General features: G+C 40.0%; 11 protein-coding genes. All 11 read right to left on the bottom strand.

All coding sequences use genetic code 11. From position 1 onward, the window contains the following. Window positions 1-212: 212 nt before the first annotated feature. The 11 genes from R8N46_RS24010 to R8N46_RS23960 all read right to left on the bottom strand — a co-directional run bounded on the left by R8N46_RS24010 (window position 213) and on the right by R8N46_RS23960 (window position 6,819). Window positions 213-554: a trypco2 family protein gene (locus R8N46_RS24010; RefSeq protein WP_104979332.1), complete on the bottom strand. Its 342-nt coding sequence runs from the start codon at window positions 552-554 to the stop codon at window positions 213-215. Window positions 555-701: 147 nt separating this feature from the next. Then, on the bottom strand, window positions 702-974 hold the full coding sequence (locus tag R8N46_RS24005; RefSeq protein ID WP_115386059.1) for a hypothetical protein: 273 nt from the start codon (window positions 972-974) through the stop codon (window positions 702-704). An 8-nt stretch (window positions 975-982) separates the two neighbouring features. Beyond that, window positions 983-1,270, bottom strand: coding sequence for a type II toxin-antitoxin system YafO family toxin (locus tag R8N46_RS24000; RefSeq protein ID WP_250156754.1), 288 nt, complete (start codon window positions 1,268-1,270; stop codon window positions 983-985). A 121-nt stretch (window positions 1,271-1,391) separates the two neighbouring features. Then, window positions 1,392-1,568 carry a hypothetical protein gene (locus tag R8N46_RS23995; RefSeq protein ID WP_170960365.1) on the bottom strand — a complete coding sequence of 59 codons (177 nt, stop codon included), beginning with the start codon at window positions 1,566-1,568 and terminating at the stop codon, window positions 1,392-1,394. A 1,849-nt stretch (window positions 1,569-3,417) separates the two neighbouring features. Continuing rightward, window positions 3,418-4,125, bottom strand: a complete 708-nt coding sequence (locus R8N46_RS23990; RefSeq protein WP_213972574.1) for a CBS domain-containing protein — start codon at window positions 4,123-4,125, stop codon at window positions 3,418-3,420. Between the two features lie 154 nt (window positions 4,126-4,279). Beyond that, on the bottom strand, window positions 4,280-4,609 hold the full coding sequence (locus tag R8N46_RS23985; protein WP_025590471.1) for a hypothetical protein: 330 nt from the start codon (window positions 4,607-4,609) through the stop codon (window positions 4,280-4,282). A 143-nt stretch (window positions 4,610-4,752) separates the two neighbouring features. Next, window positions 4,753-5,133 (bottom strand): VOC family protein, encoded by a 381-nt coding sequence (locus R8N46_RS23980; RefSeq protein WP_031382130.1) that lies wholly within the window; start codon window positions 5,131-5,133, stop codon window positions 4,753-4,755. Between the two features lie 139 nt (window positions 5,134-5,272). After that, window positions 5,273-5,455, bottom strand: coding sequence for a hypothetical protein (locus tag R8N46_RS23975; protein ID WP_318098552.1), 183 nt, complete (start codon window positions 5,453-5,455; stop codon window positions 5,273-5,275). A gap of 23 nt (window positions 5,456-5,478) precedes the next feature. Continuing rightward, window positions 5,479-5,814 carry a hypothetical protein gene (locus tag R8N46_RS23970; RefSeq protein WP_240701358.1) on the bottom strand — a complete coding sequence of 112 codons (336 nt, stop codon included), beginning with the start codon at window positions 5,812-5,814 and terminating at the stop codon, window positions 5,479-5,481. A 152-nt stretch (window positions 5,815-5,966) separates the two neighbouring features. Next, entirely contained in the window at window positions 5,967-6,251 is a 285-nt protein-coding gene (locus R8N46_RS23965) for a MazG nucleotide pyrophosphohydrolase domain-containing protein (protein WP_017448465.1), read from the bottom strand. Window positions 6,252-6,390: 139 nt separating this feature from the next. Beyond that, complete coding sequence (locus R8N46_RS23960) at window positions 6,391-6,819, bottom strand: GNAT family N-acetyltransferase (protein ID WP_115386062.1); 429 nt, start codon at window positions 6,817-6,819, stop codon at window positions 6,391-6,393. Window positions 6,820-6,925 lie beyond the last annotated feature (106 nt).

Genomic DNA, 6,925 nt, shown 5'->3' with positions numbered 1-6,925 from the left:
AAAGACGAACGCCAAAATAGATAAACACCAAAACTTATGACCTTTGATGCCAGACCCGTACTAACGCCCTGTTAAGGGGTGAGACAACGCTACCACCAAAGCGGATATGAGCGCCTTAGACACTTAAGTTAATTTGAATTGAAAATGCCACGCGTTGACAAATCCCTCTTAAACACCTTGTTATGTGAAATTTCACAACACGAGTGATAGCTTTACTCTGTGTCTGATTTACTCTGATTGTGAACTGGCATTTTGACTGGAACCTTAAAGCTCAAAGTTGCTGTATGACCCGATGAATTTGAACTATTACCTTTAACTCCACCATTCACCACTGCGGCCACGACGTTTAGCTTGGCCTCACTACCTGCATTTTCAACAACATTGACTGATACTTCAAAATCGATAGCTTGTATGCTAGTTAAGCCAGTTTCAATTACAGAGAGTTTAGTACTAGATTTAGGAACGACTTCTCCATATTCAATTTCCAACTGCGCATCATGAACACCACCCATAATGTCTTTGATTGACTCTTTTATAAACGCTCTAAGTTCCATAAATCCTCTTTTCACATAACGCCGCATTAAGGTGTGAGCAACGCTACCACGAAACCTAATCATACCACCGTAAACACAAAACCCAACGATGGAGTAAAAATGCCACGCGTTGGGAATCACTCTTAAATGCTTTGTTAGCCTTTAGTTTTAATCTTCTACCCAAATATCATTAGGGAGATCTTTTTTATTGGTTTGAGGCAATTTTCTATCAGAATTCTCTGGCCACTCTGGGGATAACGCCATTTTGATATCATCGGCATCTACATAGGCTATAATTTCAACCTGCTGATCTGTCTCCCACACCTCTCCACTCCACAGCATGAAGTCATATCTACCTATAGATTGCCCCAACTTCTGTGCTACAAAGTAAATGCCGGGAGTTGGTGGTGTGCCTTTTTTCCAGTTTAAAGTGGTTTTCATATTTGTTCCTATAAATTTTTATTGCTAAAGCTATCAGCAATATCAGACATTTCCAATAAATATAATAGGTTATTTTTGTAGGCGTGATGAGCATTATCTAGCAAACCAATAAGTAAATAGCAATTGTCATCAAAATAGTTACTAGAATAGATAAGAGCTGTATTGCTAGTTTTATCAAATGCAAACTTCTTCAAGTTCCAACGCTTGGACGTTTTATCTTTTATATGTATATGTCGCAACCCGGATAATCGAAGCTTTTCGGGAAAAATCAAACGTCGTATCTCTCCCAAAATCATGTGGTTGCACACCTTTTTACTTGTACTCACGAAACTTGTTTTTTAAAGCCTCATAAACATCAGGGGAGAGCGAATCTTTAAACGGCTTATAAGCAAATATTCTAACTTTATCACTCATTCACTATTCCTCTTCCACAATGAGTATAGTTTTTGCTATCTCAGCTCGTGACAATATTTTTCTCTTTGAGTTGGCCGCAGCAGAAATAACCCGCACCTTGTCATGCAACGGATCTCCTGAATAAGTTACACATTGAGATTTTGATTTTAATAATACAATAGATCGATTTTTTATTTTCATTTGTTGATCTCCTTTTCTCGAGAGATCGAAGATATTCAGTCCAAACTTATTTACCTATTTGTCAATCGTCGATATGCGACAAAACCAATGACTACTGTGTAACAAAATGAAATACGTAGCTGAGTTCGGTAAAAAGGCTAACGCCCTGTTAAGGGGTGAGCAACGCAATACCGAAGCCACCGCATACCACCTTAAACACTAAAACCAACGCAAAGTAAAAAATGCCACGCGTTGCGAATCCCTCTTGAACAGTTTGTTAGTCGCGAGGCACCGAGCGACAATTTTAAGCTGAACTAAACTTTGCGAACAACAAACTTTATGTGCTTTGATGTACTTAAGTCAGGCGTAGTCTCAAAGCGGCTATTCAATGAAACCACTTGGAACAAACAGCGCCGTAGAAAACGGACTAACAACACCCAAAAGCGCTTTTGGAAAACCAATCTCACAGTGTGGACTTTCAACAAAGTCACTGAAACCATGTGGAACTTACCACACCAAAGAAAACGTCCTTTCAGCTAGTAAATAAGCCTTTAAACCAACAAACTCACCGAGCAGATTTGCAACCAAAAACAGATTTTCGATTGCCCCGCTCTATCACCACCAAAGAACGAAACAACCGCTTGGGAAATAGCAATGCATTGATTTAGAACCGATGAAACTGAGCTTTGACCGTCGAAGATAGAACTATGAATCAAACAACCAGTAGCCAAGTTTTGAGCTTAGAAACATGATTTTGACTGCTAGCTTTTTCTGGCGACTAACGCCGCGTTAAGGGGTGAACAACGCAAACCACCAAACCTAAATTATTGTGCCATAAACACAAAAGCTAAACTTAGAACCAAAATTGCCAAGCGTTGAGAATCCCTCTTGAACGCTTTGTTATGTTCGTAGCTATTTGAAGCCACTGATATTTACAAAACTATGTCTGGTCGATGCAACAGACTTGCTCACGCTAGGTACTGCCACACTTCAATTTGAATGTCTCTCAGTAAATTTTGAGTATGCTCCGACTGTAAATTAAGTTCGCACCAGCCATCAGTTCCCATATATTCAGCAGAAATATAGCTGATATTTTTAATACCACTTTCATTGTTGAGGATTCCAGATAGTCGGAAAATACCTAACTTTGTGTGGATTCTGCTAATTTTGAAGTTTTCCATAAACCCCCAAGAACATAACGCCCAATTAAGGGGTGAGTAACGCAACACCAATGCCGCCGCAAACCGCCTTAATCACTAAAATTAACGCATAGTAAAAATGCCACGCGTTACGAATCCCTCTTGAATTGTTTGTTAGCACGCTGCTCTTAAAGCCTTTGAAACACACCAAAGCATTAAAACATAGCACTAAATTTATGGCATAAAACACCAAAACCAAACGGACAGCTGCCAAACTAAAAACAAACTTCAAGACGTAAGTTGGCTAGAAGAAAAACATGCTTAACTGCCCTTTTTCACCGCTTTCAAATTAGCAAAGAATACGGGCTTGGAACTTGAACAATAGCGACAAAGAAATACTTGTTTTGCCGAAAACCTCTCGGCGCCAAAGAAACCACGCCAGAGAAATAGCCCGAAAGTTAGAAACCGTAAACGATGAAGTCAAAGCGAAAACTTCGCATATAGTGCCACCGGAGCGAACATGAAAGGTACATTTGATCAGGTGTAAAGCTAGGAAAACAAACCAATAAACACAGAAACGTTTAACCTTTGAAGCCAACCCAGTGCTAACGCCCTGTTAAGGTGTGAGCAACGCAATACCGATGCCGCCGCATAACACCTTAAACACTAGACACAACGCATAGCAAAAATGCCACGCATTGCGAATCACTCTTAAACAGTTTGTTATATTTTTAGTACAGCTCACTCATAATCTTAGGCATGTCAGCCATTGTAACTATACTGAGCAACTTTTGTTCTGGTTTGCCTGAGTGCGTGATCAAAATTGCATCCAGAGCCTTACCTGTTGATGTCGCTTTTTCAAACTTTGCCACTGCCTTACCATAAGTTTGATCTTGCGGTAAAATCTCGTAATTGTCAGAAAACTCTTGATGTGCCATAACTTCTTCAACCGTTGCTTCCGATGTACAGAAAAGACCTTCAAAAGCATCAGACCCAAGCCATCTAGAAATCGTATTTGACGACAACACACCAAACAAAGTGCCCCCCGATAGAATTGGGACCTGTGAAAAATCATTTTTCCTCATTTCGAGCAAAACTTTTTGAATAGTATCCGACTTGTCGAAAGTTAAGAGTTCAACTGAGCACAGTTTCAATAGCCGAGGCTGTGAAATTATTTTTGCTCTAAGTTCTTTTATACGTTCAACGACTTGTTCTGAGGGTGATGCTACATGTGCACCACTAAATCTTTCATGGCTTAGCAAGTTTCTTAAACTTGCAAACGTGCCCAGTTCACCAATATAGCGACTGACGACTCTATTTTTTGTTTTAGATTCTTGTAGCATTTTGCTAAATGACTTGTGTTCGTCGCTATTGGTTAGTACACGTAAGTACTTTTCGATTTCACAAAATTCACTTAGAAAATCTTCGACTAAACTCATATCTCCCCCGAAAATATAACGCCCTGTTAAGGGGTGAACAACGCAATACCGATGCCGCCGCATACCACCTTAATCACTTAAACCAACGCATAGTGAAAATGCCACGCGTTGTGAATCCCTCTTGAACAGTTTGTTATATGCGTACTGGCACCCATCACCACACATACAACTTAAAGTAAACCAAGAAAGATGCTATGAGAATAAGACCACACCAAGCGAAAAATACGAAGGCTTTCGCCTCAGTTTCTGCTTCTTCCATATCGGGAAGTAAAGCCATGAAATAGCATCCGATTGGAACTAATTCGTACATTTTACCTGCATATTGGTTATTCATGCCTAAGAAAGGTGGTACATACAAATACAGAGCTGAATAGCTGAAAAAAAAGATAGTAACTAAAATTCTATTCCAACCTATCTCTTCGCCTTCTTGGTACAGCTTAAATAATAGGTAGATAGCACCCAATATTGCTAGTATCAAAAACATCCTGTTCAGAAATCCCTAAAGCATATAATGCCGCATTAAGGGGTGAACAACGACACCACCTAACCTAAACCATTGTGACGTAAACACTTAAGCTAATTCAAACCAAAACTGCCAAGCGTTGTGAATCCCTCTTAAATGCTTTGTTAGCAAGGTTTTGCAAAGGCTATGATGTGACCATCAATATCTTTGCTATAACCTACAATGTGCCCCCAATCCCTTTCCTGTACCGGGCTCAATTCTACGCCGCCAAAGTTCAAGCTACGTTTGTGGTAATCATGAGGATTATCTACTACCAAGTACAACTCTGAACTAGGATTAAGGCAAGCTTCACTAGAGGATGTGCAGTCCATACCTAATAGTTTATTTATGCCCGCATACGGCATCAGACCTAGCTTACAATTGTTACTTAGCTGAAACTCTGTCATGCCCGGAACGTCCAATACTGGGGTTAAACCCAATACATGTTCATAGAATTTGGAACTCGCTTCTTGATTCAATACATATAATATGTAATGCGAAAACATACACTTACTCCTTTAAGCTTGCTAACGCCGCGTTAAGGTGCGAACAACGCAATACAAAAGCTTCAGCAAAGCACCGTAGTCACTTAGCTCAACGCAAATCAAAAATGCCACGCGTTGTGAGTCACTCTTGAACGCTTTGTTAGGCTTCTAACTCACGATATAACACTAAGCAATTGTACTCTTTGCCTAATTCTATTTCTGGCTCGAAAGCCCGGATTTGTGTGAAACCTTGTTTGTACCAGAACCTAAAAGCAGGGATGTTTTCCACATAAACATTTAAACCTAGGCGCTGAATCTTTGTATATTCACGGGCTACTGCGATGACACTACTAACAATTTCTGAGCCTAAGCCCTTACCTTAAAACTCGGGAGAATAGTTAACATTGGGAGCCAAAGAGTACCGTCAGAAGGAGCATGAAATTCCAACTGCACATAACCAACCACCTCATCTTTCTTAGTACTGATTTTTCTTAGGTAAAATGCTTCTTGGTCATCAGGTAATTTTGACCGACAACTTTCATTGATCAGTTTTTCATATTCAGCTAAAGGCCATTCTCTAAACGTTGGATCCAATACCTTTACGTTTGAGTTACTGTCAAAAATTGACTTGGCTAAATGCGCCTCATCATTTGAAAACTCAGAGAAGACCAGATTTTCTGATGTCCAGTGTCGTTTCAGCACTAACAACTTCCTCCTTGAAGCCTAACGCCGCATTAAGTGGTGAGCAACGCAGACCACTGCACTTAAAGTATTGTGACGTAGACACTTAAGTTGAAGCAAACCAAAAATGCCACGCGTGCTGAATCCCTCTTGAACAATTTGTTATACGCGTTCTAGCGGTTGTACTTAACCTTATTCAGAACTTCTTTTAGTTCATGCGTTTTCTCAAGGTTTACACCGTGAATATTGGCTAAAGCACAAACATAATACAAGACGTCATATAACTCTTCTGCGATTGAACCTTTAAGTTCATCTAGCGTTGGTTGCCCACTTTTACCTTTGCGAATAGATTCCGATAATTCGCCAACTTCTTCGATTAGTTTTAAAAAATAGTGTTCAGATTGCTCTGGCGCATAATCGAATTCTTTTATATGACTTTGTAATTCTGATAACTTCATAACGTCCTTTTTGTATTATTTTCCATAAAGCGTATAACGCCGCATTAAGGTGTGAGCAGCGCTTGGCTATACTTGAGCGAAGCGAAAATGCCAAGCGTTGCGAATCACTCTTAAATGCTTTGTTATACGCGTGCTAACACTAGAGCGATACTTTCATAACCTTATGATTTACTTCACTTTCAATGTCAACTTCTGACCAGCCCAAAGACTCATACAACGGTACAATATGAGTATAAGCATACAGATTACTTTGAGTTGTTGCTGATACTTGGCTAACACCTCGGTTTATCAATTCACTCGCAATGCCTTGACCACGCCAGTCAGGTGAAACATAAACAGCATTTAACCACACTACTTCTGAATTGCCATGTGGCTCTCGGAATCGAGAATAAGCCAAACCGCCAATAACCTCATTGTTTCTCAAAGCGAGAATAACCGGAGGAAGTTCAGATTCAGGCTTGTAGGTATCTGCAAACGAAAAGTCAGCCCACTCACTTTGAAATAACCTTTCCAGATCAGTCCAGTAAGGACTGCTATCGTCACAAACTCTGAATACTAATTTGTTCATATTCGATTATTTCCTCAAAGCGTATAACGCCTTGCTAAGGTGTGAGTAACGCAATACAAAAGCTACCGCACGGCGCCTTAGTCACCCTAAGCCACTGCATAGTAAA

Origin of the sequence: Vibrio sp. 1874 (genome assembly GCF_033344395.1) — a bacterium.
In the GTDB taxonomy this organism is placed as follows: Bacteria; Pseudomonadota; Gammaproteobacteria; order Enterobacterales; family Vibrionaceae; genus Vibrio; species Vibrio alginolyticus.
The sequence above is the reverse complement of the archived record's forward strand: the minus strand, read 5'-3'. Positions and strand labels throughout refer to the sequence as shown.